Source organism: Paenibacillus wulumuqiensis (assembly GCF_000971965.1).
Classification (GTDB): Bacteria; Bacillota; Bacilli; order Paenibacillales; family Paenibacillaceae; genus Saccharibacillus; species Saccharibacillus wulumuqiensis.
In genome coordinates this window covers 541,033-566,846 of record NZ_LAQP01000001.1, presented here as the reverse complement: position 1 = coordinate 566,846, position 25,814 = coordinate 541,033, and the positions used below count along the sequence as shown (strand labels likewise).

Sequence of the window (25,814 nt, the reverse complement as noted above, 5' to 3'; positions counted from 1 at the left end):
GTGCCTCCTTAGTTAGGATTCGGACATCGGTGCCTCCCGGTTACCAGAGGCTGTTTTCACTTGTTTTCCGTGCGATCTGGTTGACAGCAATCAGCAAAATGGCATTGATCACCGAGTTGAACAGACCGACTGCCGTCGAGAAGCTGTATTGTACATTTAATAGACCGGTACGGTAGACAAAGGTATCAATTACATCCGAGGAACTCATATTCAGCGGATTTTGCAGCAGCAGTATTTTCTCGAAACCAACGCCCAGAATGCTGCCCACATTGAGAATCAGCAAAATGGTAATGGTCGGAATAATCGTCGGAATATTAATATGAATAATCCGGCGCCAGCGGCTCGCTCCGTCCATGATCGCCGCTTCATGCAGCTGCGGATCAACCGCTGACAGTGCCGCCAGATAAATGATCGTTCCCCAGCCGGTACTCTGCCATACGCCGGATAATACGTACATCGTCTTGAACCATGCCGGATCCGTCAAAAAGGCAGGTGCGCTAAAACCAAGCCATTCGATAATATTGATAATGATACCGGTGGACGGAGACAGGAATGTCACGATAATACCAGCCATAACGACCACCGAGATAAAGTGAGGCGCATAGGTGACTGTCTGTACCGTACGCTTGAACCAGCCATTCTTAATCTCGTTAAAAGCCAGTGCCAGCAGGATCGGCAGCGGGAAGCCCACGATCAGCTGATAAAGGGAGATCGTCAGCGTATTGCGGATCAGATCCCAGAAATAATAAGAGTTAAAGAAGCGGATAAAATGATCCAATCCGACCCACGGACTGTCCGTAATCCCCCGGGCAGGCAAAAAGTTTTTGAACGCGATCTGAATGCCATACATGGGTCCGTAATGGAAAATAAGGAAGTAGAGGAAAGCGGGAGCAATCAGCAGGTAAAGCTCCCAGTTACGCGAGATTCGTTTCCTAAGACTATGTCTCCTGCTGCGTATCGAAGGTGCAGAGACCCCATCCATCTGAACTGTATCTGCCATATTTTTTGGCATCCTATTCCTCCTTTCTGGATAAAAAGCATGAACATGAATGCAATAGTGAGGTCGGTCGATACATTGAATGGTCTATACATTGCTTGTGATGTTCCCAGTGTAAAAAACAGCCTGGACTACGTAAATATGTGGAATGTGCAATACAGATCTCTATAGAAGAAAACGGAAAAAGTACAGTATGCTCTTTCCAAGTAATGGTATGCACTCTTTTGGAAGATGCTGATCATGTCTGTTCTGGCAATATGTAAAATATGATGTCATATCAAGCCTATTATGTTTCTTTTTTGTAGTGCACAGACCTATTGAAAACCCTCTCATATCAATAAAAATGCTTTTGGTGAATATATGTTAGTTGTATGCGCTTACATATGTCAGGTAAAACGCAAAATTAGTTATTTGCTTTCATAACGATCGCGCAGCTCGCAAACAAAGCCGGATTGCAGGTTAAATCCCTTCTTATTAGGGATAACAATGACATATTAGTGAAGGATTCGAGGATAACAGTTTAGCCACCCCTGCTTTGCGTCTAATAGAGAGAGAAGACAATAAATCGAATGAAGGTGATCCTGATGAGCGATTATCATAATAAAGTAATGGAAAAGATTGTCGGTGTATTCAAGGATGAGCCGCAGGCAGTTCATACCATCCGTGATCTCAAAGCTGCAGGTTTTGAAGAGCGGGATATTTCCATTCTGGCCAAAAATCCGGAAGACGCCAAAGCGATTGAGCGGGAGACCGGCGTTGATATTGAATATGAAAAGGAATCCAGCATGTCCGAGACGACCATCTTCGGAGGACTGGCCGGTATGCTGGCGGGTATTGGTACATTCGCTATTCCTGGAGTAGGTCCTATTCTGGCGGCAGGCCCGATTGTCGGTATGTTCACCGGTGCATTATTTGGGGCAGGAGCTGGCGGTCTGATCGGTGCATTGATCGGATATGGAATATCGGAAGAAGAAGCCAATCACTACAATGATCAGTTAGAGGATGGCAATATTCTCGTTCTCGTAGCAGAAGCGACCGGCAGAACAGAAGAAGTATATCGTATATTTCGTACGAATCACGCTGCTAATTTATTTGACTAATTGGATAGTTAATCAGAGTGGATGGAAAAATTACCCTGTTTAACATTGCATCAGGTGGTTAAGAATAGAACAGGTTGAACAAAGCATGTAAGAATCCAGAACAACTATTTATCTACTACCAAGGAGGATGAAAATGATGATGAACAACCAAAACAATGAAAACAACCGTAACATGGACCTGAACAATGAGACTCGTAAAATCGTAGGTGTATTCACAAACGAAAACGAAGCGAGCAACGCGATCCAGCAATTGAAGGATGCAGGCTTCTCGACAGATGATATCTCTGTAGTCAGCAAAAATCGCAAAGATGTTAAACACATAAATGAAGAAACAGGTACCAAAGCTCCTGAAGGTCTGGCTACCGGCGCAGCAACAGGCGGCGTGGTCGGCGGTGTAGCTGGACTGCTGGCAGGTCTGGGTCTTGCAGCCATTCCGGTATTCGGACCGATTATGGCAGCTGGCCCAATCGCAGTAACTCTGGCAGGTGCAGCAGCAGGTGCCGGTGCAGGCGGACTGGTTGGCGGTCTGATCGGGCTGGGTATTCCGGAAGAAGAAGCTCGTGAATATGAGACTAACGTAAATGAAGGTAACATTCTGGTTATGGTCGACAGTGCAGCAGGCAACCGCAACCGCATCTACGACATTTTCCGTGCCAATAATGCGACTAACAGCCGTTACTATGATAACGAGACTACAATTCCGGATACTACAGCTACCAATACTACGCCTACACCATCCACTACGGTAAACGGCGCACCAGGAACATCCGCTACAGCGGCTACTGCAGCCAATATGGATGGCGTATTCGATTCCGGTGAAGACGAGCAAAGCCTGCGTCTGCGTGAAGAACGACTGGACGTAAGCAAAGATAATGTACGCACAGGTGAAGTAGAGATCCGCAAAGAAGTAGTGGAAGAGCAAAAAACGATCAATGTACCGGTTAACCATGAAGAAGTGGTTATCGAGCGCAGAGCGATCAACAATGAAGTGACCAATGAACCGGTCGGTCAAAGCGAACAAATCCGTATCCCTGTGAGTGAAGAGCAAGTTCATGTGGACAAACATAACGTCGTAACCGGCGAAGTGGAAGTGCACAAGCAGACTGTTCAAAATACAGAGCAGGTACAGGATACAGTGAAACGCGAAGAAGCGCGTATCAACCAGACTGGACAGCCGATTGTAAGTGGTGACCAGACTCGTACCACTACTACTGGAACTGCAGGAGTAACCGGTACGCCGGGTACTACCACTGGAGCAGCCGGCACAACCGGACGTGTAGACAACACACACGACGAGTCCCTCAAAGAACGCGGTAAAGATATGTTGGAGAACGGTAAAGATGCGATTAATCGCATGAAGCACTAATTTGTTCTTCAGCGATGAATAAATAGATATAAAGTCAAAAGCCTGCCGAGTATATACTCGGCAGGCTTTTTTCTGTGCAAATCAGACGGTTTTTAGAGCGGGAAAATAACGAAGTATCGGTTATGCTGGCATTTGCAGGAAATAGCTGTAATTCTCTTGTTAATTGCAATTATAAGTAATCAAAGCTGCACAAAGGGAAGTTAGACGTATCTTTTTCCCATTTCAGAAAAAAGTAAATAAACCTTTGACGCTCCGGGCAAACGACATTATACTCAAATTATTGTTTATATACAATTCCTATGAGTTTAATAGGTTATAGCTATGGAGAGAAATAAAATCCGGCAGCTGCGAGCTGCTGGCTAACATTTTTAATTTATTGACCAACGGTCAAAGTGAAGAACAGGAGCATGAACATGACATTATACAGCAATACGATGGAACTGATTGGCAATACGCCGTTGGTCGAGATTAACGCTTATCATCTGCCGCGTGGCATCCGGCTGTTCGCCAAGCTGGAATTCATGAATCCGGGGGGCAGTGTCAAGGATCGGGTAGGTCGAGCCCTCGTCCAAGAAGCACTAGCGAGCGGCAAGCTGAAGCGCGGCGGTACACTGGTCGAAGCGACAGCAGGCAATGCGGGTATTGGTCTTGCTATGGCGGCGATTCATGAAGGCATCCGCGTTGTTTTCGCGGTACCCGAGAAGTTCAGTATCGAGAAACAGATTCTAATGAAAGCACTCGGTGCAGAAATCGTCCATACTCCGACTGCGCTCGGCATGCGCGGAGCGATTGACAAAGCGCGGGAGCTGGAACAGCAGATTCCGGATGCCTATTGTCCCGGACAGTTCAGCAATCCGGCTAATCCACAGGCCTATTACGAGACGATGGGACCGGAGATCTGGACCGATCTCGATGGCAAAGTGGACGTATTCGTCGCTGGAGCAGGATCGGGTGGCACATTTATGGGCACTTCGCGGTATTTAAAGGAACAAAATCCACAGCTCAAGACCGTAATTGTTGAACCGGAAGGGTCCATTCTGAACGGTGGACCATCAGGTTCGCACAAAACTGAAGGGATCGGCATGGAGATGATTCCTGATTTTATCGACAAGTCCTACTTTAATGCAATTCATACAATTAGTGATGAAGATGCATTCAACCGGGTCAGTGAGCTGGCACGGCTGGAAGGGCTGCTTATCGGCAGTTCGGCCGGCTCTGCACTTCATGCCGCACTGCTGGAAGCGGAGCAGGCGCCGGATGGAGCGCATATCGTAACCATTTTCCCTGATAGCAGTGAACGTTATCTGAGCAAGCACATTTATGAAGGAGGCATTTGATCTTATGAGACGCAAAACCAAACTGATCCACGCTGGCATTGCCGGCGATCCCAATACAGGTGCAGTGAGTGTACCGGTATATCAGGTCAGCACCTACAAGCAGGAAAGTATCGGCGTGCATCAAGGCTACGAATATTCCCGTACCGGCAATCCAACCCGGTTTGCCCTGGAAGAACTGATCAAGGATCTGGAAGAAGGAGAGCGTGGATTTGCCTTTGGTTCCGGAATGGCTGCCATCCATGCGGTATTTACCCTGTTTAACAGTGGGGATCATGTACTGCTGACCGATGATGTATACGGCGGTACCTATCGTATTTTCACCAAAGTATTGAGCCGCCTCGGTCTGGAATCGACCTTTGTGGATACAACCGATGCGGAAGCAGTCAAAGCGGCGATCCAGCCCAATACACGTGCGATCTATATTGAGACGCCGACCAATCCGCTGCTGAAAGTAACGGATATTCGTGCCATGGCGGACATCGGACATGAGCATGATCTGCTGGTTATCGTCGACAATACATTTGCCACGCCATACTGGCAGAACCCGTTGACACTTGGCGCGGACATCGTGCTTCATTCGGCGACCAAGTATCTGGGCGGACACAGCGATCTGGTCGCCGGTCTGGCTGTAGTGAACAGCGAGAAGCTTGCCGATGAACTGCACTTTATCCAGAATGCGGTTGGCGGTATTCTCGGTCCGCAGGATTCATGGCTGCTGATCCGTGGCATCAAGACGCTCGGTCTGCGGATGGAAGCGATCGAACGCAATGCACACGAGATTGTGAACTTCCTGGCACAGCATGACAAAGTAACCAAAGTCCATTATCCGGGTCTGGAGCAGCATCCTCAGCATGAACTGGCTTCCCGGCAGACCGGCGGTTACGGCGGTATCATTTCCTTTGATGTGGGCAGTAATGAAGCGGCCGAGCTGCTGCTGAGCCGTCTGCATTACTTTACCCTTGCTGAGAGTCTGGGCGCGGTGGAGAGCCTGATCTCTGTGCCGGCACGTATGACACATGCCTCCATTCCGGAAGAACGCCGTGCTGAACTCGGTATCACGCCCGGGCTGGTGCGCATCTCTGTTGGTATAGAAGATGTGGAAGATTTGATCGAGGATCTGAAGGCAGCGCTGGAAGGCTGAACGTATTATTCTCGGCAGGCATAAAATCAATACATGGTTAAATGAATAAATAACAGCAATCCGGCATGATCCGATGTGGATGCTGTAGGACACAAGAGGCGGCTATCTACAAGCGATGGCTGCCTTTTTGGTGTAGACTGCCTTAATGTGGAGGATTGACGGTCGAATATGTCACTGGGTAAGTCGCTTGCAGGTTGGGTAATAGCAGAGTAGCAGATAACAACGATTCAGGAGGTTATGAATGATTACATTTAAACAGGTATCCAAGCGATATGAGGACGGTACAACTGCCGTTCAGCCGCTGGATCTTCATATTGAACAAGGAGAGTTTTTCGTGCTGGTCGGCCCAAGCGGATGCGGCAAGACGACCACCCTCAAAATGATCAATCGGCTGATCGAGCCGACCGGGGGCAGCATTTATGTGAACGGAACCGACAACAACACGATTCAAGTACATAAGCTTCGTCAGCAAATTGGCTATGTTCTGCAGCAAATTGCTTTATTCCCACATATGACGGTAGAAGAGAATATCGCGGTTACTCCGGATCTGCTGCACTGGGACCGCAGCCGAACTTCCAAACGGATCGATGAACTGCTGCATATGGTAGGCATGGACCCTGCCGTGTTCCGCAGCCGCCGCCCGGATGAGCTGTCGGGCGGGCAGCAGCAGCGGATTGGTGTTATACGTGCTCTGGCGGCAGATCCGCCGGTGATTCTGATGGATGAACCGTTCAGCGCACTTGATCCGATTGCCAGGGAGCGGCTGCAGAATGATCTGCTGCAGCTGCAGCAGACAATCCGCAAGACCATTGTATTTGTCACCCATGATATTCAGGAGGCGGTCAAGCTGGGCGACCGGATTGCCATTATGAATGAGGGTACGATTATACAGGTGGATACCCCGCAGCGGCTGCTGCAGCAGCCGGCGAATTCTTTTGTGGAGCAATTTTTCCAGTCGATCCGTCAGGATGGAATGTCTATATCCACCGTTTCCGGAAATGAGGGAACTATATGAATACCAGTATCATAGACGTATTCCGCCAGCGCCAGGATCAGCTCTGGCAGGCGCTGACCGAGCATCTGGTCATTTCCTTTACCTCTCTGCTGATCGCACTTCTTATTGCCATTCCGCTGGGGATCTTTATTGCCCGGCATCTGAAAATATCCGAAGGCGTACTCGGTGTTACCGCTGTGCTGCAGACTATTCCGTCGCTTGCCCTGCTCGGACTGCTGATTCCGCTGCTTGGTATCGGTACAGTTCCTGCAGTTGTCGCGATTGTCATCTACGCGCTGCTGCCGATTCTGCGTAACACGTATACCGGCATCCGCAAAGTCGATCCTTCACTGCTGGAAGCCGCCGATGCGATGGGCATGACCCGCAGCCGCAGACTGTTCAAAGTCGAACTGCCACTGGCGATGCCGGTCATTATGGCCGGTATCCGTACCGCAATGGTACTGATTATCGGGACCACCACACTGGCTGCCCTGATCGGTGCAGGTGGTCTCGGTGACATTATTCTGCTCGGGATCGACCGTAATGATACGGCATTGATCGTACTGGGAGCTGTGCCTGCTGCACTGCTGGCGATCGTATTTGACCTGCTGCTGCGGATTATCGAGAAAACATCGTTCCGTCGTTCGATCTGGCTGATGTCGGCTGCGGTAGTCATTATTCTCGGTTTTACTGTTGTGCCGCTATTTAACCAGTCGCAAAAAGATCTGGTCATCGCCGGCAAGCTGGGCGCAGAGCCGGAGATTCTGATCAATATGTATCAGGAACTGATTGAGCAGAATACGAATCTCAAGGTCGAGCTGAAGCCGGGCCTCGGCAAAACGTCATTCCTGTTCAATGCGCTCAAGGGCGGCGATGTGGACATTTACCCGGAATTCACCGGTACGGTGATCTCGGAGTTCCTCCATGAAGATGCAGTCAGCACCGATAGCGCACAGGTATATGAGCAGGCCCGCGATGGCATGCAGCAGCGGTTCGGCATGCAGATGCTGGCACCGATGCAGTACAACAATACGTATGCGCTGGCCGTCCCGGAAGACTATGCTGAGCAGCATGATCTGAAGACCATCTCCGATCTGAGCAAAGTGTCGTCTCAGATCAAGGTCGGATTCACCCGTGAATTCGCTGACCGCAACGATGGTTATGTCGGTCTGGCCAAACTGTACGGCTTCAAATTTGCCAATCTGACCACCATGGAACCCAAGCTGCGCTACAGCGCCATCCAGTCGGGAGATATCCAACTGATCGATGCCTACTCTACAGACAGCGAGCTGGCCCAGTACAAGCTGCGTGTACTGGAAGACGACAAAGGACTGTTCCCACCTTATCAGGGAGCCCCGCTGCTGCGCGCCGACACATCTGCACAGTACCCGGAAGTGACCGAAGCGCTCAACCAGCTGTCCGGTAAGATTACCGATGATGAGATGCGGCAAATGAACTACCAGGTCAACGTCGAAGGCAAACCCGCTGCCGAAGTGGCACGCACTTATTTGCAGCAAAAAGGATTACTAAAATAACGCTTCTCCCCTATCTGCTCAATCCATATTTATAATTTGAGCAGAGCAGAGCAGAGCAGAGCAGAGCAGAACAGAACAGAGCAGTAAAAAAAACCGGCCTCCCATCGGGGATAGCCGGTTTTTCCTTATTACCCACACCTCAAACAAGTACTGAAAATGACTCTCCGCACAGAGCGTAGGCAAGGGAATAGAGCAAAGGACGACCTTTAAGCCTGGAAATCCCCATTACTTCCCATAATAAAGGATCTCCAGGCTTAACCGGAGGACGCGCCCTATCCCTTGCCGGAGCGTTCTCTGCTAAAGACATCCATTTTCAGCCTCTCCACCAAAAGATTAAATTTAATTTGCCCATTCCGCATCCCGGCTAATTGCGGTATAATGAAATGATGCAATTCAGCAGATACTATAGCTATCAAGGATTGTACTTTTAACCGGGTGGGGGAACAATTGGATTGAATACGTATCCTTTTACATTTGATCCGTCCCGTCCATTCATCCAGCAAGCAGGAGAATGGATTGCGGACGTGTTTTACGATATTTTGCCGGAAGCTGGTCTGGAGCTTCGTGACGAACAGATTTACATGGCGTTTCAACTGGAAAAGGCCTATGCCGAAAAGAAAACCATTTTTGCCGAAGCGGGAGTAGGTACAGGGAAGACGCTCGTTTACCTGCTTTATGCGATCGCTTATGCACGTTATACCCGTCGTCCGGCGATTATCGCCTGTGCGGATGAATCTCTGATTGAGCAGTTGGTGAAGCCGGAAGGGGATATTCACAAGCTGGCCCGTTATCTGGACCTGAACGTGGATGCCCGTCTCGGCAAATCGCCGGATCAGTACATTTGCCTCAACAAGCTGGATGTAGTGAGAGCAGAACCGTCGGAACATGATATGTACCGCGACATCTATACGGATCTGCCGGAGTTTGTCCATTATGCGGATACGATGCAGTCTTTTCGTCCATATGGCAACCGTAAGGATTATCCGGCCTTGGATGATGAGCAGTGGAGCAAGATTGGCTGGGATGTATTCCAGGATTGTCTGGTATGTCCTCAGCGTCATCGCTGCGGTCAGACGCTGTCACGGGATCATTACCGCAAAGCAACCGATATTATCATCTGTTCGCATGACTTCTATATGGAGCATGTATGGACGTATGAAGCGCGCAAGCGTGAAGGACAGCTGCCGCTGCTGCCGGAACACAGTTCCGTTGTATTTGATGAAGGCCATCTGCTGGAGACAGCAGCGCAGAACGCACTGACCTACAAGCTGAAGCAGGCGCTGTTCGAGAGCATTGTTACCCGTCTGCTGGATGGTGAAGTGCGCGAGACACTGGCGGTAGCCGTGGAAGAAGTCATCGTGCAGAGCGATATGCTGTTCGAGCTGCTGGCTCGTTACAGCAAGCCGGTTCCGGGTTCGGACCGCAAGGATATTCACTGGAACAGCGAACTGCTGGCCCAGATTGCCCGGGTCAAGCAGCATATTGATGTGATCGAGGAAGAACTGGTATTTGAGAGCGGATTGTTCACGCTGGACGATTACCAGCTCAAGATTGTCGAAGAGCATCTGGAAATGATTCAGCTGGCTCTGGGACTTTGTCGTCAGCAGGATCAGTTGATCTCCTGGGTAACCGGTGAAGATGAAGATCTGACTCTGGTCATTATGCCCAAGCAGGTCAAGGAAGTGCTGGGTGAGATGGTATTTGCCCGTAAAATGCCGGTAATCTTCTCTTCCGCGACATTGTCGGTCGACGGTTCGTTTGGCTATATTGCCGACAGCCTCGGCATTGAGCAGTATCTGTCCTTTTCCGTGGCTTCGCCATATGATTACAAGGAACAGATGCAGGCGGAGTTGATTACCGATCTGTACAGTCTAAGCAGCATACAGCCGGTCAGTGATCCGACCGGCAAGCATGTGTCCATCAGTACAACCGGTATGCAGGGAGTCAGCGAACAGGAGATTCGTCAGCAGACCGAGCGGGTGATGAGCCTGATCGAACAGAGCGGAGGACGTTCGCTGCTGCTGTTCTCCTCGATGCAGGAACTGGCTGCTTTCCGTCAGACAGTAGAAGAGATGGGGGTAACTCTGCCTTATCGGATGCTCTATGAAGGTACTGCCGAGATCAGTCATCTAATCTCCGAGTTCCAACAGGAAGAGACGAGTGTACTGTGTGCCGTTACATTATGGGAAGGACTGGATATTCCAGGACCGTCATTGTCCCATGTCATTATCTGGTCACTGCCATTCCCTCCAAATGATCCGGTGTTCGCTTCACGTCGACAGGAATCGAAGGATGCATTCCATGAAGTGGATATGCCGTACATGATGCTGCGTCTGCGCCAGGGAATCGGCCGACTCATTCGTTCGCGCGATGACAGCGGCCGGGTATCCATCTTTGGTCGTGAACTGCTGCAGGAGGATGTACGTCATGCGGTCGAGCAGCTGCTGCCTTAAAGGCTTAAGCGACTGTTCAGCACGGTAGCGCAATTTAAGCGGATTTACAGTATCGACAGCGCCATATACAGGATAAGCTGCCCGCTCACATTTTAAATATGCGACTTATTTTAGACAGTTATCAGATCATTATTTCTATAAAAGACACCGGAATGTGCTTCAGACAGGTTCCGGTGTCTCTTTTTTGTCGGAATCTTCTTGTGGTGAGCGAGCATAACCGGCTTGTACCGCGAAAGTGGCATATCTATCCCAGACCTGTCATAATGAATAAAGAGTAGCCATACTATTTAAATCGAACATTACCTATCTCCGGAAACGAAAGGATCGAACTCAACCATGAACTGGACCAAACCAACAGCAACTGCATTATTGATGACCGCCGTCGTATCCGCTTCCCTATATTCGGGAGCGCCGGCTTCGGCAGCTTCAACTACAACTGCGCCGGCAGCCAAATCAAGCACAGCTGCACAGGCAGGCACAACAAACAGCAATTCATCCAAAAGCAGTACATCTGCTTCCAGTCAAACAGCCCAAAAAGATCAGACCAACAGCACCAAGTCCGGCGCAAACAGCAGTTCAAAAACCACTGCTGCAGACAAAGCCAAAACGGATCAAAAAGACAAAAAATCCAATTCCAATTCTGCAGCTGCGAGCCCATCCAGTAAAAGCAGCACCAAATCAGCTGCATCCGCTGCCGGTGCCACGACGGCTACAGCATCTACATATGCAGCCTGGACCGGTGTCAGCAAATTAAATCACGAGACCGTTATCCCGCTCGTCGTGGAAGCACAGAAAAGATATACCTATACCACTTCCGGTGGAGCATCGGGTACAGCAGCGGGCACATTTACGCTGAGCGGCCAGAAATACCGTTATCTGTCCCAGGATATCGGCACCCGCAGCAAGCTGCTCTCCTATCTGATGGAGACGTATACCAAGCAGGCCAGCGAGACCTTTATCCAGAAGTATTTTGTCCAGAATAACGGTAAAATGGCTCAGCTGGAAGCGGATGGAGGCAGTCTGCTGGAGTTCGACCGCGCCACAGCCAAAATGATCAGCATGACAGACACTTCCCGTGTATATCGACTGACCGTTCCTTATGTGGACAATGCCCAGCCGGTTGAGCGCGTGATGGTGAAGTTTGCGCTGGTAGACGGACAATGGAAAATTAACACTGCACCACATGTATTGTTCTAAGTAACATTTCGGTTCGAAAAGTACACATCAGGAGCCTGACGCAGCGTGGTCAGGCTTCTTTTTTCTAACTTTCCAATCCGGCGAAAACGGTATCAGGGATTGGGCTTCCATGTCTGCGGGTAAATTGTTGTTGAGACTATTTCGAGGAGGGATCACCATCATGGCAGTATCACTTAAAAAACTAAAAGATCAGGTAATCGTAATTACGGGTGCATCAAGTGGAATAGGTCTGGTGACAGCGAGAATGGCAGCAGCAAGAGGAGCCAAAGTTGTTCTGGCTGCACGTAATGAAGAGGCGATTATCCAGCTGGCGGCAGAACTGCGCGGCAAAGGTTATCCCGCGACCTGGGTGACCGCGGATGTTGGGAAAGAAGAAGATGTGAAACGGATCGCCGAGACAGCGATACGCACATTCGGCCGATTTGACACATGGGTGAATAATGCAGGTGTCTCCATTTTCGGTAAAGCGACCGAAGTGAGCATTGATGATATGAAGCGCATGTTCGATACCGTCTACTGGGGTGTCGTGTATGGCTCCCGTGCAGCGGTGAAGCATTTCAAGGAGCGCCGTGTACCGGGTGCGCTGATCAATATCGGCAGTATTTTCGGCGACCGTGGTGTAGTGATACAGTCCACCTATTCTTCGGCCAAGTTCGCCGTACATGGCTGGACCGAGAATCTGCGCATGGAACTGGAAAAGGAAAAAGCGCCGGTCTCCGTCACACTGGTTCATCCGGGACGTATCGATACGCCATATAACGAACATGCCCGCAGCTATCTGGACAAGCAGCCGGCCCACAGAGGAATGATCTACCCGCCGGAAGCGGTGGCAAAGGCTATTCTGTATGCAGCCGAGCATCCGAAACGGGATATGTTTGTCGGTTCCCAGGCAAGACTGGGGGCACTGTTCGGCAACTTTGTACCACGTGTGACCGATCTGATCTTCGAAGCGGTCATGTTCCGCGGCCAGCAGTCCAAGGACCGACCATCCAATCCGCCGGAAGCGAGTGCTCTGTACCATGCTGGATATGGAATGCATGAACGTGGTACCCATGAAGGACATATCCGTAAGGGCAGCCTGTATGTGGAAGCGACCAAGCATCCGATTATTACAACGCTGGCACTTGCCGGATTGACGACGCTGATCTGTGCATACTCCAAGCGGGGATCGGATCATGATTCACTGCCGGCACCTGTTGCGGCTGCCCCACTGGCTCTGGAAGCTGCGCGTGAGCATCGCACAGAGCAGCAGTAAGCAAGTTCATTACAGACCGATGCATAACAGCATCGACCGGGATAACAATTGAATAGGAAATAAAAACACAAAAGCCGGAGGGAAAATATCCCTCCGGCTTTTATGCGTGAAGATGATCCAAGGCTACTCTGTTCCTAATATCAGATGATGTTCGATATCCTGCATCATTCGGGTCGGAAGTAATCCTCGATATCCTGCTTTGTTTTGGGTTCGGGAATATCGTCAGTCTGCCCATTCGTTCACAGTTTGGAACTGTCGTCGGTATATTTTTGTGAATTTGGTCGTGGATTGCTTTCGGTATGCGGCTGTCCTCCCGCTTCCCGAGTACCGCCGGTATGCTGCTTGCGGAACTGGGAAGGGGTCAGACCGCAGCGGGATTTGAATATCCGGTAAAAGTACTTCATATCGTGCACACCGACTTCGACAGCGATCGTCTGCACGCTCCAATCGGTCTCGATCAGCAGCTCACAGCTTTGCATAACACGCACATTTTGCAGCAGTTGGATAAACGTCTGACCGGTCGCCTGTTTTAGCTTGCGCTGGAGGTGACGCGGGCTGATGGATATCCACTGGCAGAGCTCTTCCAGCTTGAGCGGATCACGGTAATGGGTCTGTACATAATTGGTGGTAAAAGTCACCGGATCTTCGATCTTCATCGGAGCCGCCGGATAGCTGAACTGGCTGTGCATATGCATCGTATGCAGCAGCTCCAGCAGTGAGAGGTACAGCTTATATCGATAGCCGGGAGTTGCATTCATCTGATTGAGATGCATGGAATACATAATCCGGGCAAATTCATTATTTTGCTCCCGGTACCCCAGCCAGCGCTCGGTCCTGCGGAAAAATCCGGCAATCTCCTGAAATTCTTCATCCCATGCCAGATTTTCCTGGGTATCACTTGTCATTAGCACTTCCGGCAAAAACATGCAGTTCATAATCTGCAGCTGAGCCGGCTGCTTGTTGTCCTGTCGGTAGAACATATGATGAATACCAATCGGAATAAAGAACAGATCGCCCTCAGATACTTCCAGTGATTCCTTATCGATGAACAGCAGTCCTCTGCCTTCTGACACATAGATGATTTCATAGAACGGATGCGCATGCTGCTGGTAGGATTGCATAACGTCGATCGTCAGGAAAGAGAGCGGATTATTATTTTCAAAAGGATGGTCTACTATTTTTAGTTCAGATGTGGTCATTAGGTGTTCTCCTGGATTCATGTCGTAATTGCCCATAACTCTGTCGTCTTTAACTATATTTCAAATTTATGATGTTGGCTACAATAAATAAGTAAGGTTTTGAGCATCACTGCACTGTTAAAGGTCTGGACAGGATGAATCAGCATACCTTCAGCGTAAATAACATTCTCATTTATTGCATACCTACAGGAGGATTATTATGACAACAACCAAGCTTATTACCCATTTACCTCAGGAAAAGATGCCTTATCTGCTGCGCAGAGGGGACGGAGACCGTTATCTGTTCGGCAATCAGGTCGCCACGATTATTGCCAACGCAGAGAGCACAGGTGATATTTTCTCCGCAGCAGTTATCGGCGGACCCAAAGGCGAGAGCTTCCCGATGCACAGTCATCCGAATACGTATGAATCCATCTATGTGATGGAAGGACGTGTACAGTTCGTAATTGACGGACAGAGCCATCTGCTGCTGCCGGGTGACTATGCACATATTACTCCGGGTACCGAGCATGCGTATCAGCTGCTTGGACACCGTAACAGCTTCATCTCGTACTCGATCTCCGGCGATATTACCAAAGTCTATCCGGCTCTTGGTCAATCGTACGAGCATATCGAATATCCGCCATTTACGGATCATGCCTATTCCGAGGAGCACCGCCGTCAGGCTGAGCAGAATGCGGATATCGTATTCTCTGCTGGCAGCACCGAATTCCCGGCATATGAGCTGGTCAGTAATCACATCGTACCGGAAGAAGTGGGCAATTATGTACTGGAGAGCGGCGAAGGTATCCGCCTGCTGACCGGTGACCAGGTACACCGTCTGCTCGCTACCCAGAAGACGACTGATGGTGCCTATATCGTCGTTGCCAGTGATGGTCCAAAAGGGGATGAGATCGTATCCCACTACCATGATCATCATACCGAGACATTCTTCTGCACACAGGGCCGTATGACCATGTGGGCGAATGATGAAGAGATTCAGCTGTTCCCGGGCGACTTCCTGCATGTACCTGCCGGTACGGTTCACTCCTACCGTCTGGATGATCACTTTACCAAAGTCGTGGGGCTGCTCGTCAGCGGATTGTTCGAACCGTTCTTCCGTCTGCTGGGTGACGAATACGAACATTACATGTTCCCGAACAACCCGGGACCAGCGCGTATTGACCGTCTGATGGCGAACATCGAGACACTGGATCTGAATGTCGTAGGACCGCCGAACTCTCACCAGAAGAAATAATTCAATAAAGGATAAGAGGACATATACAGGGTATAGGGCTGGTCTCTATATCCTGTAATATCATTCAAGGGTGCATTTAACATGAAAATCATTTTTGTACTGGCATTTGCCATGGTTCTGTCTGTAATGAACTCCACAATGTTCAATGTGGCGCTGCCTGCGCTGCGTGCAGACTTTGATTTATCCAGCTCACAGGTCAGCTGGGTTGTGACTTCATACATTATTATCTATGCGATTGGCTCGGTTACCTACGGGAAGCTGGCTGACCGTTACAAACTGAAAAATTTGCTTACCTTCGGACTCTGTCTGTTTGCTGTCGGTTCGGTGCTGGGCTTTATCTCGTCGAGCTTCTGGATGGTTATTGTCGGACGTATTCTGCAGTCGGCAGGTGCTTCCGTGATTCCGGCGTCTTCGATGGTGATTCCGATCCGTTATGTATCTGCCGAGAAGCGGGGCAGAGCACTGGGAATTACCTCGTCGGGGATGGCACTGGGTACCGCAGTGGGACCAATTGTTGCCGGACTGATTACCAGCTTTGCGGACTGGCGTTATCTGTTTGCGATCAGCTTGCTGTCGCTGGTGACCATTCCATTTTTCCGTAAATACCTGGACAAGGATCAGACGCATCCATCCCGGATCGATCTGGTCGGTGGTGTGCTGCTGGCCGGTACGGTTACCCTGCTGCTGCTGGCAATTACCTATACGAGCGGACTGCTCAGTCTGCTGACGATTATCGTGCTGGCTGTATTTATACTGTATATCCGTAGAGCCAAACAGCCATTTCTGGACCCGGCGATCTTCCGTAATGGCGCCTATACGATGACGATGATTATTGCCTGTCTGGTGCTGATCTTCAATCTGTGCGTGCCGTACCTGATCCCGCAATTGCTGAGCAGTGTAAATGGATTGACTTCGTTTACTACCGGACTGGTAATGTTCCCAGGTGCTCTGATCGCTGCGATCTTCGGTATTATTGGCGGTCGTATTGCCGACAGCAAGGGCAATTCGTTCCTGCTCGGTATTGCCTTTAGCCTTCAGCTGCTGACCTATGTGCTGATCTCGCTGTTTACCGGCGGATCGTATCTGATCATCATGCTGCTGCTTGTTATTGGCAATACAGGGCTGACATTTGCCCAGGTTGGACTGGCCAATACGGTATCCCGTACTCTGTCAGGACCACAGGTAGGGGTAGGCATGGGCATGTATATGATGCTGAGCTTTATCTCCGGGGCGATCGGTACGACCATACTCGGTCTGATTCTGGATCAGGCGCATATCGGCTGGTCTCCGAGTGTATTGCTGGGCAGCGGACAGCCAAGCGTGTTTAGCTTGATTTTCCTTGTATTTGCGATCTGGATACTGATCATCTTTGCAGGCTGCTTCCGTTTTCTGCAGCGGGGAGAACGCCAATCCTGATTGTATTTCACCTGTAATAACAGGAACTTAGTTTTTATCAAATTCTACAATTACCGGAGTAGGCAGAGCGAAAGAGCACTCCTATTCAAATATAATCCGTAACAGAAAGAGCCAGGTGACTGGCTCTTTTTTGTTTATTGCTTGGGATCTTCGACTTATATTATCTGTGGTAAATCAGGTAAAAATTGGTATACGTACAGAACGATTATTTACTTTGACCAAGTTCTACTTGGAAATCTCCATTCAAATTGGGTCATAAAACCTAATTTGTAGTATACTTGTTAAAGAGTCGGCGCATAGTTGCGTAACGAATCATGTCCTAATACCCAATTCGTACAGAAAAGATTGGAGTATGATCTACAGGTGATTGGAGAATGAACATGAACACATCAGGAGCATTTCTAAAAGTATTTCAGCAGCCCATGAAAGAATTTAAAATGGCTGCGATTGAACATCATTGCCCGCATTGCCAGGAAGTCCTGATCCGGGTAGAGCCGGATCCAAAGGCTGGCAACAAGCAGCAGGTGCATATTTATCCCGGATTGCCGGAGCTTGAGGATCGTTATGTATATATGGATAGCGATATGATTACAGGAATACGAAGCAGTATTCTGGGCAGTGACTGGTATGATACGTCCTATGCGTGTGGAGAATGCCAGAAGTGCCAGGGGATATTTTGGACAGCTGCTGTCTATGTGGCTTCACGGCCGGTACGTAATCTGATAGTGGAGGATGAACATCATTTTATTCTCCAGAACGATCCCGAAGCGGATTATGCCGAGTTTTACGGAATGGAAGACTATGCCTGTTATCACCGGATTTTTTATCAGGATGCCTTTGTAGAAGGAGACCGGACCGGTGCACCTCTGCATATTAATGAGTATGTATTGGGGCCTTTTATTTTTGAGGAAGGCAATGAAGAAGCTGCCGGCGAATTGGCAGAACACATCCTGCTGGTCGCAAAGGAAGCAATGGGCTGCCGTTCTAAATTCTGAACAGTGCGCCGGATAACTGTATTCCAGACCGCAGAGCAGTTGAAGATGCAGATTAGCTGCAGTACAAAGCAAAAAGAGCTTAACCCCCATAAGCGGTTAAGCTCTTTTTGCTTTGTTTTTCTTTGCTCCATTTCATTTGTTCATCTAACTTACTTTATTTAACGTTATATTGGGTTGGATCAGCAAACCGTGCATAATAATGGTAGTGGCTGGATGTTCATTTTCTTCCGGATGCAGCACGTACAAGGATCTTCCGGTTACCGTAATTGCCAAAGAAAAATCTACAGTTGTACCAAGCCATCAGCTATTGCTTTACCACTTCAAAAGCCTCCCAGGCGCCGCCGACCGTTGTACGGTTGGCAATGAGTGGACTGCTGCCTGTATTGTCAGCCGTAACGTATTTGTTATTAGCCAGCGACTTGAGCGTTCGCTTGCCATCTGGGGTTGTCCCGATCTGAAACGTCTCCCATGTACCGATGGATGTCTTATTGGCGATTAATGGGCTGGTTCCATTGTTATCAGCGGATACATACTTGCCGTTGATCATGGAGCGCAGGGCTACACGGCTGCTGCCCAGATCGATCAGTTCAAAACGCTCCCATGTGCTAACATTGTCCGAACGGGCGATCAGAGCCCCTCTGCCGTAATCTTCAGCTACAACATACTTACCATTGGCTCCGGCTTTGAGTGCGACGATATTGTAGCCGCCCTCACGCTGGAACACATGGACATAATCGACGAGCAGCTTCTGCGGAAAAGCGGTGCTGGCATCCGGATAGCCCGGCCAGTTGCCGCCGACAGCCAGATTGAGCAGCAGGAAGAATGGCTTGTCATACGCCCAGGTGTTGTCGCCTACATCTGCAGGAGTACGGGTATGATACAGATTACCGTCTACATACCAGCGAATAACGCCAGGTTCCCATTCTACCGTATAGTTGTGGAACCCGTTGCTGAACGGCTCACCGATCGTATAGGCAGCCGACAGCCCTTTATCACCGGAATAACCGGGACCATGAATTGTTCCATAGACAGTATTTGGTGCTGGCGGTCCAATATATTCCATAACATCGATCTCACCGCTGCCCGGCCATGGATTGCTGGCGATATCGCTGCCCAGCATCCAGGCGGCAGGCCAGATTCCTTTACCATAAGGAACTTTGGCACGGATATCGATTTTGCCGTATTTCATATCAAATTTGTTGGCGGTAGTCAGACGGGCGGAGGTGTACTGGGAGCCCTGATAATTCTCCTTGAGCGCCTGAATAACCAGATTGCCGTTCTCCATATAAGAGTTATTGGTGCGGTTGGTGTAGTACTGCAGCTCGTTGTTGCCCCAGCCGTTATTGTTGCCGATCTCCTGATTCCACTTGGACGTATCTACGCCGCTGCCATTGGGTCCATTAAAATCATCCGCCCATACCGGCACCCAGCCACTGGACGAAGAGGCCTCCGCAGTCTGTGGATTGGCATTCCATGGGATGACTAATCCAGCGGCGCATACTGTAGATAATAAGAGGGAGAAAAGCTGTTTCTTCATTAAACACAACCACCTTTTAAATAGGATAATTTCCAATATATTCTAATGTGTAAATGCTTACAAAACTAGCTCTATTTCCTGACTGCGTAGAAATGCACATACTCTTCGATAAAACACTATCTGTAACCGGTTATTTTCAATCCATTATTTCTAATGTGCAATAAAACAAATATAAATAAACATTATAATTTTTATTTATATTTGTTTTTATCCGTTTATTATTGACTTGCAACATGCAGAAGATTAGAATAAAGGAGTAGAACTTATTCGGATAACCAGGGGAGAGAACTATGATGTATACGACGATGCCTGATCAACAGCCGATTCGGATTCAAGCAGAACAGATTCCATTTATACGCGAGATGGCGAAGATTACCCGTAATATGTGGCGTTTTGGCTGGGATGAACGTAATGGTGGGAATGTCAGCTGTATTCTGGATGAGCAGCAGGTGGCTCAGTATCTGGATATCCATCATGTCATTCGGCGCTTTGAACCTGCTTTTCCGGTTCATGAGCTGGCTGGTCGCTATTTTATCGTCACCGGATCAGGCAAATATTTTAAAAACGTCATCGATGACCCTGAAGGAAACCTTGGTGTGCTGCGTGTATCCGAGAATGGAGAACAGCTGGAACTGCTGTGGGGACTGAGTAACGGGGCTGTGCCGACGAGCGAGCTGCCGGCTCATTTTATGAGTCATATCGAGCGTCTCAAGATCGATCCGCAGCATCGCGTTGTCATGCACAATCATGCGACCCATACGCTGGCGATGACTTTTGTTCATACGCTGGATGAGAATGCATTTACCCGCACGCTGTGGGAAATGTGCACGGAATGTATCGTTGTGTTTTCCGATGGAATCGGCGTGATTCCGTGGATGGTTCCGGGTTCCAGTGAAATCGGACGTGCGACTGCACAGAAAATGAAAGAACACCGCGCTGTCCTGTGGCCGCAGCATGGAATCTTCGGTGCGGGGGCAACGATTGATGAAGCATTCGGTCTGATTGAGACGATCGAAAAGGCAGCCCAGATCTATATGAAAATTGCTCATCTGCCGATCCAACAACGTATTACCGAGCAGCAGCTGACAGATCTCGCTCAGGCATTCGGAGTCACTCCAAGACCTGGGATTTTAAAAGCAACGATATAAGAAAAGCGGTATGCTCAGACTATATAATATGAAGATTATGTGAAAAAGAGACTCAGAGATCAGCCTGCACAGACGCAGGCTGATCTTTTTTTGATGAGGTACAAGGAGCGGCCGACAGGGCTTTTACAGCAATTATTCGAGAAAATCGCGAAAACTTCATTTTCCTTTTTTGCTCGAATAAGCACGAATCATGTAAGCGTAATCGCCAATTAGTATTAGAACCTGGTCTTAAGACATGCTATACTGAAGTGAATCATCAGTATTCATTTTGCAGCATAAAGGGGAAATTAATTATGAAATATCAGGAATGGACTGCACCTCAGCAATACAACCTAACCTCCGAAATGGAGAAACATAATCCCGCCAAAACAGCGCTCAAATGGCTGAATGACAAGGGAGATACACAGGAAATCTCGTATGGCGAATTGTTGAAGCAGGCCAATCGGCTGGCTAACGGACTGCTCAAGCTTGGACTTCAGCAGGGCGATCGCGTACTGGTCATGGTACCAAGACAGATTACCGCCTATATTATATATCTGGCCTGTCTCAAAAGCGGACTGGTCATTATCCCGTCTTCGGAAATGCTGCGTGCCAAGGATCTGGCTTACCGGCTGCGTCATTCGGAAGCTCGTGCGGTCATCGCCTGGTCAACGGTCACCAGTGAAGTGGACAATATCGATGAGGAACTGCCTGCCTGGGCATTCCGCATCTCTGTCGCTGCCGATCAGTCAGAACTGGCCGAAGGCTGGCTGGATCTGAAGCAGTTGATGAAGAACGAAGAAGAACAGTTCGAAGCTGTGGCTACGAACCGTGACGATATGGCGATCCTCGCCTACACGTCCGGAACAACCGGCAACCCAAAAGGTGTCGTTCACAGTCATGGCTGGGCATATGCTCATCTGCGCATCACCGGTCCTTGGCTGGATATTCGTGAAGATGATATCGTCTGGGCGACTGCTGCCCCGGGCTGGCAAAAATGGATCTGGAGTCCGTTCCTGTCGGTTCTCGGCCGCGGAGCAACCGGTCTGGTCTATAATGGATCGTTCCAGCCGCATAAGTACCTGGAGCTGATCCAGCAGTATGGCGTACAGGTATTGTGCTGTACACCGACCGAGTACCGTCTGATGGCCAAGCTTGAAGATCTGGGCAGCTATGATCTGTCCAGCCTGCGCAGCGCCGTATCGGCAGGAGAGCCGCTGAATCAGGAAGTGATTCATACCTTTAACCGAGAATTCGGTTTGACGATCCGCGACGGATACGGCCAAACCGAAAGCACACTGCTGATCGGTAACCTGACGAATACAGAGATTCGCCTTGGCGCAATGGGACAGTCAATGTCTCCGGGACTCGTCGAGATCATTAATGAAGAAGGCCAGCCCGTACCAGCGGGAGAAGTTGGTAATATCGCGGTACGTACCGATATGCCGGCTCTGTTCCAAACCTATTATATGGACCCGGAACGCAAAGCCGAGAATGTTAGCGGCGACTACTTTATTACCGGCGACCGGGCACGCAAGGATGAAGACGGCTACTTCTGGTTTGAAGGGCGCGGCGACGACATTATTATCAGCTCCGGTTACACAATCGGTCCGTTTGAAGTGGAAGAAGCGCTGATGAAGCATCCCGCTGTCAAGGAATGCGCCGCTGTAGCCAGTCCGGATGAGATTCGCGGTCATGTCGTTAAAGCATTTATCGTATTAAAAGATGGGATAGAAGGCACACCGGAACTGGCGAGAGAGCTGCAAAATCATGTCAAGCAGTGGACAGCTCCTTACAAATACCCGCGTAAAGTCGAATTCATCACCGATCTGCCCAAAACCAGCTCCGGCAAAATCCGCCGCATCGAACTGCGTGAACAGGAGAAAAAAGCGAACAGCTAATCTTATGAACATATTGTTCGTTAAACCGGCCGATAACATTTCATATTAATGTTTATCAGACAGAGAATGAATAGAAGTCCAATTTCCCATACAAAACCAAGCAGCCCAGTGGGCTGCTTTTTTGCTTTTGCTCACTGTTTTCTTGCTTGTATCTCCTCTTGTTTTACCCTCCGTGTGTCTGTAACGTATGGCTGTGCACCTTTGTATAACAAGCAATCACCTGCAGACCAGCAGGGTAACTTCGCAGTTTTTACTTATTTGGAGTAAATGGTATCTAATTAGGTCTATATACCTGTATAGGCTTGCGAAAAAAACCTGACTTGTATATAAAATCTTCAGCAACAGCCTTTTTCTCTGCAAATATTAATTATAATAATTCAATAAGTGAAAAATTCATAATAATGAAAAAAAGTTCATCTTCCTCGCATCACGCTCCTAAAATAAATCACAAGACGCATCGTATAAAACGTAAAATAGTTCTAAAGACATTTGTCAATACATTATACACAAATATATTTTTCGCCATTAAGACAGTTGGCTATTTAAAATGTCTTTAATTCGTGCGATATTAGTAGTATGTGTATTCAGGTATGTATGGGGGTCAAAAGTCATGTATAGCTTTTTAATTAGCTTTGTAATATCGTTTATACCATTTATGCTGCTGGGTGCACTTGCCATTGAGATATTGATGCGGCATCCGGATAGCTCACTTCATCGGCTGACTACGATCCTGATTGGTGCACTTTCCTTTATATTTTTGTCTGATTTTCTCACACAGGCACTGGATTATGAATTTGCGAGCTGGGTTAATCCACGTCTTACCTATGATCTGACTTTTATTGCGATTACCATTCTTACCTATTACTTTGCCATATTGAGCCGGATTCAACTGCCGTTCTGGCTGCTTCATCCTTTTGCGGGTGTTCCATTGACAGGAATCGTGATGATTCATGGTTGGCCGGATATCTTTCAATTGTATCTGGCGAAGGGTCAACACTGGCGGATGGAAATTCATAATGAAATCTTTGACTTGATGTTTGTTACCATTACATTCTATTCGCTTTCCTTCCTGCTGCTGATTATGTTCATTGGTTACCGCAAGCTCAAGAGCAGCCGCGCCTATGAGCGGGAGCAGCAGATGATGCTGACGATTATCCGTGGGAGTGCCGTCGCATCGATTTGGCTGGTTTTCTTTTTTGCACTGAGTCAGATTTTCCCGGAGATTCCGCTTGTGCCGGTAGACAGTCTGCCCACGTATGCAGCGATCATCCTGGCGTATACGCTGCGTCTGGCAATGCACAAGCATAATTTCCTCGCGACCGCAGAGCAGCGCTACAAGCTGCTTTTTACCCTTTCAAGCAGTGGTGTGGCGCTGATGAACTCACGGGGCATTGTAACAGAGTCCAATCCGGCCTTTCGTGCGATTACCGGGATATCCGAGAGTGAAGGGGATATCGATATTTTGTCGATTTTGCCGGACACGGATAAAAGTGGATACCTGAGCGTGATTGAGAAGGCGTTCCGCGAACGTGCTTTTCCGCAGCAGATGCAGATGGAGATTATGAGCCGTTCGGGACTGCGTTATATGGTAGAAGTGAACAGCGACTTTCTGCAGATAGAGGGGGAGCTTCATTGCTATTTGCTGGTACGGGATATTACCGCTCAGCAGCGCAATGAGCAGCAGCTGCTCGAACTTGCTTTTACCGATTCCCTTACAGGTCTGGCGAACCGATACCAGTTCAATATGAAACTGCAGGAAGCGGTGGAACGGGCGCACCATACCGGCACACGAGTGGTGGTGATGCAGATGGATCTGGATCATTTTAAATGGATTAATGATACGATGGGCCATTCGGCAGGCGATATTTTGCTGTACAATGTAGCTGATTTGATCCGTCAGCATACACCGTTTGGCAGTATAGTGGCGCGTACCGGCGGCGATGAATTCGCCTTGCTGGCTGAACTGGAGAGCTGGCAGAGTGAAGAGACCGCAGCAGAGATGGCCAATACGATTCTGCATGCTTTTGCCAAACAGGTCGTACTCGGGGAAAAGTATTATCATGTCTCCTGCAGTATCGGTGTCTGTCTCGCGCTTAGAGACGGAGAAGATCCGGAGACCCTGCTGCGCAATGCAGATATCGCCATGTATGCCGCCAAGCGTCTCGGCCGCAATCAGTATCATCTGTTCAATGATCAGCTGAAAAGTGAAGCAAAGCGGGAGCTGCTGATGCAGCAGGGACTGGAAACTGCTCTGCTGCGCAATGAATTCTCGCTTGTCTATCAGCCTCAGGTGGACAGTCATACCGGTATTATGTTTGGAGTAGAAGCGTTGCTGCGCTGGCATTCAGCCGAATTGGGCTTTGTATCCCCGCAGGATTTTGTACCGGTAGCCGAGCAGAATGGAACGATCCGGCAGATTGGCGAATGGGTGATGCAGGAGGCTGCCGAGCAGGCCGTACGCTGGCTGGAAGAAGGATATCCGGAGATGCAGATGTCGGTCAATGTATCGGCCAGCCAGCTGAGTGATCCGTATTTTGCCCGTAAAGTCGAGAAGGTGCTGATGCAGACCGGACTGCCGGCACATCTGCTCTGTCTGGAGTTTACGGAGAGTGCGGCGATTCGTGAAGAGGAGCAGATTATGCAGATCTGCGAAGAGATTGTCGGTATGGGTGTGACGCTGGCTGTTGATGATTTTGGGACCGGTTATTCGTCCATGAAGACAGTGACCAGCTTTCCGTTCCAGTTTATCAAAATCGACCGTTCGCTGATCTTTGATATTGATGTGAATCCGCGTAATGTAGCGGTTGTCCGCTCGGTGCTTGCACTCGCGGAACAGCTCAATATGAAAGTGCTGGCCGAAGGCGTGGAATCACGGCAGCATGTTGAACTGCTGCAGCAGCTGGGCTGCTATCATATTCAGGGCTATTATTATGGCCGTCCGATGAAGGTGCATGATCTGGAAGCGTGGATGAGCACCAGTCCGGTCAGCAAATCATCCTGATCCATTACTCTAAAAAAAGGTAAATG

17 protein-coding genes and 1 pseudogene are annotated in these 25,814 nt (G+C 49.1%); 15 read left to right on the top strand and 3 right to left on the bottom strand.

Annotated features, from left to right (window positions below; translation table 11 throughout):
• Nucleotides 1-40 precede the first annotated feature (40 nt).
• A complete protein-coding gene (locus tag WH45_RS10575; RefSeq protein ID WP_235338361.1) occupies nt 41-982 on the bottom strand; it encodes an ABC transporter permease in 942 nt (313 codons plus the stop codon).
• A gap of 599 nt (nt 983-1,581) precedes the next feature.
• Between WH45_RS10575 and WH45_RS10570 the strand changes: the two genes are divergently transcribed.
• The 9 genes and pseudogenes from WH45_RS10570 (at nt 1,582) to WH45_RS10530 (ending at nt 13,375) form a co-directional block, all read left to right on the top strand.
• Nucleotides 1,582-2,097, top strand: coding sequence for a general stress protein (locus WH45_RS10570; protein ID WP_046214630.1), 516 nt, complete (start codon nt 1,582-1,584; stop codon nt 2,095-2,097).
• Between the two features lie 133 nt (nt 2,098-2,230).
• Nucleotides 2,231-3,463, top strand: a complete 1,233-nt coding sequence (locus WH45_RS10565) for a YsnF/AvaK domain-containing protein (RefSeq protein ID WP_235338340.1) — start codon at nt 2,231-2,233, stop codon at nt 3,461-3,463.
• Between the two features lie 413 nt (nt 3,464-3,876).
• Nucleotides 3,877-4,800 carry a PLP-dependent cysteine synthase family protein gene (locus WH45_RS10560; RefSeq protein WP_046214308.1) on the top strand — a complete coding sequence of 308 codons (924 nt, stop codon included), beginning with the start codon at nt 3,877-3,879 and terminating at the stop codon, nt 4,798-4,800.
• A 4-nt stretch (nt 4,801-4,804) separates the two neighbouring features.
• Nucleotides 4,805-5,941 (top strand): bifunctional cystathionine gamma-lyase/homocysteine desulfhydrase, encoded by a 1,137-nt coding sequence (locus WH45_RS10555; protein ID WP_046214307.1) that lies wholly within the window; start codon nt 4,805-4,807, stop codon nt 5,939-5,941.
• 241 nt (nt 5,942-6,182) lie between these two features.
• Nucleotides 6,183-6,890 (top strand): annotated as a pseudogene (locus WH45_RS10550) (ABC transporter ATP-binding protein); the annotation flags it as partial.
• 62 nt (nt 6,891-6,952) lie between these two features.
• Complete coding sequence (locus tag WH45_RS10545; protein WP_046214305.1) at nt 6,953-8,470, top strand: ABC transporter permease/substrate-binding protein; 1,518 nt, start codon at nt 6,953-6,955, stop codon at nt 8,468-8,470.
• A gap of 452 nt (nt 8,471-8,922) precedes the next feature.
• On the top strand, nt 8,923-10,923 hold the full coding sequence (locus tag WH45_RS10540) for an ATP-dependent DNA helicase (protein WP_046214304.1): 2,001 nt from the start codon (nt 8,923-8,925) through the stop codon (nt 10,921-10,923).
• A 336-nt stretch (nt 10,924-11,259) separates the two neighbouring features.
• Nucleotides 11,260-12,120, top strand: a complete 861-nt coding sequence (locus WH45_RS10535) for a DL-endopeptidase inhibitor IseA family protein (RefSeq protein ID WP_046214303.1) — start codon at nt 11,260-11,262, stop codon at nt 12,118-12,120.
• A gap of 160 nt (nt 12,121-12,280) precedes the next feature.
• Nucleotides 12,281-13,375: an SDR family oxidoreductase gene (locus WH45_RS10530; protein WP_052723715.1), complete on the top strand. Its 1,095-nt coding sequence runs from the start codon at nt 12,281-12,283 to the stop codon at nt 13,373-13,375.
• Nucleotides 13,376-13,614: 239 nt separating this feature from the next.
• On the opposite strand, the gene WH45_RS10525 is transcribed toward WH45_RS10530, so the two are convergent.
• On the bottom strand, nt 13,615-14,574 hold the full coding sequence (locus WH45_RS10525; RefSeq protein WP_052723714.1) for a helix-turn-helix domain-containing protein: 960 nt from the start codon (nt 14,572-14,574) through the stop codon (nt 13,615-13,617).
• A gap of 199 nt (nt 14,575-14,773) precedes the next feature.
• Here WH45_RS10525 and WH45_RS10520 point away from each other — a divergent pair, with 199 nt between their 5' ends.
• From WH45_RS10520 to WH45_RS10510, 3 genes are all read left to right on the top strand, one after another.
• Nucleotides 14,774-15,811, top strand: coding sequence for a quercetin 2,3-dioxygenase (locus tag WH45_RS10520; protein ID WP_046214301.1), 1,038 nt, complete (start codon nt 14,774-14,776; stop codon nt 15,809-15,811).
• Between the two features lie 81 nt (nt 15,812-15,892).
• Nucleotides 15,893-17,227 carry an MFS transporter gene (locus WH45_RS10515; protein WP_046214300.1) on the top strand — a complete coding sequence of 445 codons (1,335 nt, stop codon included), beginning with the start codon at nt 15,893-15,895 and terminating at the stop codon, nt 17,225-17,227.
• 380 nt (nt 17,228-17,607) lie between these two features.
• The gene (locus WH45_RS10510; RefSeq protein WP_046214299.1) at nt 17,608-18,222 is read left to right on the top strand and encodes a hypothetical protein; all 615 of its coding nucleotides are present in this window, start codon (nt 17,608-17,610) and stop codon (nt 18,220-18,222) included.
• Between the two features lie 304 nt (nt 18,223-18,526).
• On the opposite strand, the gene WH45_RS10505 is transcribed toward WH45_RS10510, so the two are convergent.
• Nucleotides 18,527-19,759, bottom strand: a complete 1,233-nt coding sequence (locus tag WH45_RS10505) for a family 16 glycosylhydrolase (protein WP_052723713.1) — start codon at nt 19,757-19,759, stop codon at nt 18,527-18,529.
• 293 nt (nt 19,760-20,052) lie between these two features.
• On the opposite strand from WH45_RS10505, the gene rhaD reads away from it, so the two are divergent.
• The 3 genes from rhaD (at nt 20,053) to WH45_RS10490 (ending at nt 25,788) form a co-directional block, all read left to right on the top strand.
• The gene (rhaD, locus tag WH45_RS10500; RefSeq protein WP_046214626.1) at nt 20,053-20,907 is read left to right on the top strand and encodes a rhamnulose-1-phosphate aldolase; all 855 of its coding nucleotides are present in this window, start codon (nt 20,053-20,055) and stop codon (nt 20,905-20,907) included.
• A gap of 293 nt (nt 20,908-21,200) precedes the next feature.
• A complete protein-coding gene (mbcS, locus tag WH45_RS10495; protein WP_046214298.1) occupies nt 21,201-22,787 on the top strand; it encodes an acyl-CoA synthetase MbcS in 1,587 nt (528 codons plus the stop codon).
• 610 nt (nt 22,788-23,397) lie between these two features.
• On the top strand, nt 23,398-25,788 hold the full coding sequence (locus WH45_RS10490; protein WP_046214297.1) for a putative bifunctional diguanylate cyclase/phosphodiesterase: 2,391 nt from the start codon (nt 23,398-23,400) through the stop codon (nt 25,786-25,788).
• The last annotated feature ends 26 nt before the right edge of the window (nt 25,789-25,814 follow it).